This window comes from Nostoc sp. PCC 9305, assembly GCF_963920915.1.
Classification (GTDB): domain Bacteria; phylum Cyanobacteriota; class Cyanobacteriia; order Cyanobacteriales; family Nostocaceae; genus Nostoc.
This window is the reverse complement of record NZ_CAWUDN010000245.1, coordinates 1-1,532: the sequence shown is the minus strand read 5'-3', so window position 1 is coordinate 1,532 and position 1,532 is coordinate 1. Positions and strand designations below refer to the sequence as shown.

Genomic DNA, 1,532 nt, shown 5'->3' with positions numbered 1-1,532 from the left:
CAGGGTAAGCTCATCTAATTTGGTATAGGGTGAGCTTGACAAATTAAGTAAGATACAGCGCTTCCGGCTATTATGCAATATAGTTTTCTCCTTGCCCCTCTCCTATCATTGCTTTCAGCTTTTAGGATGTACCTCATAGCTGCCGAAACTGCTGTAAGCATAAACAAAGGCGGAAAAAATGCACTTGACTTAAGAACAAGATCAATGAGAAGACTTTAATACTGTTGTCCCAAAATCTTCAGGAGCCAAGTTGATGTCACAGGGCTTTGAAACAAAATCTGCGGATGAACTTCAAAACGCACGTAGTCAGCGAAAGTCAAAAGAAATAGCAGACATCGGCAGTATTCAACAGAGTTTAATGGAGCATTTTGGGGATATCAAAGACCCAAGAGTAGATCGAACCAAAAAACATCAACTCACAGATATTTTAGTAATTGCGATTTTAGCCATCATCGCCGGAGCGCAAGGGTGGGAAGATATTGAGAATTATGGCATCAGCAAGCAACAGTGGTTAGAAGAGTTTTTGGCATTACCAAACGGTATTCCATCTGATGACACCTTCCGTCGAGTATTTGAATTCATCGACCCAGAAGTATTAAATCAATGTTTTCTGCAATGGGTGGAAACCCTGGTTGGTTCGATGGGGGGAGAGATTATCCCCATAGATGGAAAGACCATTAGAGGTTCTTATGACCGAAATCAGGGTCAAAGCGCACTCCACGTCATAAGTGCCTGGGCAAGTGAACAACGTTTAGTGTTGGCACAGGTAAAAGTAGAAGATAAATCTAATGAAATTACGGCGATTCCCGCATTATTAGAGTTACTAGATATCACAGGTGCTATTATCACCATTGATGCAATGGGGACACAAACTGAAATTGCCAAACAGATTGTCGCTAAAAAAGCTGATTATGTCCTAGCACTTAAAGCTAATCATCCCACTCTCCACTCTCAAGTACAACAATGGTTTGAAACTGAGAAAGCCAATAATTTCCGAGGCGTTGATGTCAGTTATGACAAACGAATTGAGAAAGCACATCATCGCCGAGAAATTCGTGAAGTTTGGACTGTACCTGTTGCTGCTATTGGCGAGCTTTATCAACCCAAATTATGGGCAGGATTGAAAACCCTAGTGATGGTAGTTCGTGTGCGTCATCTTTGGAACAAAACTACCCGTGAAGTTCAGTTTTATCTCACCTCTTTAAACAGTGATGCTCAACTTATCGGTCGGGCTATCCGAAAACACTGGGGTATTGAAAACGAGGCTCATTGGACTCTCGACTGTACTTTTGCGGAAGATGCTTGTCGCATTCGTTCTTTTCACAGTCCCCAGAATTTTGCGCTTTTAAGACGCTTTGCTCTCAATGCTCTTAACCTTGAACAAACCTACAAACGTAGTCTTCGTCAAAAAATGAAACGCACTGCTATGGATAATAATTATATGATTCAGGTTCTTAGTTGTTGTTTGATTGACAATATATTAGATTCTTCTGATTCCTTGCGTCAAGCCTGATTGAGATGCTCTTACCCTG

At 41.3% G+C, this 1,532-nt stretch carries 1 protein-coding gene; it reads left to right on the top strand.

What is annotated here, in order from left to right:
- Positions 1–253: 253 nt before the first annotated feature.
- The gene (locus ACM0OX_RS35575) at positions 254–1,513 is read left to right on the top strand and encodes an ISAs1 family transposase (protein WP_414519909.1); all 1,260 of its coding nucleotides are present in this window, start codon (positions 254–256) and stop codon (positions 1,511–1,513) included.
- Positions 1,514–1,532 lie beyond the last annotated feature (19 nt).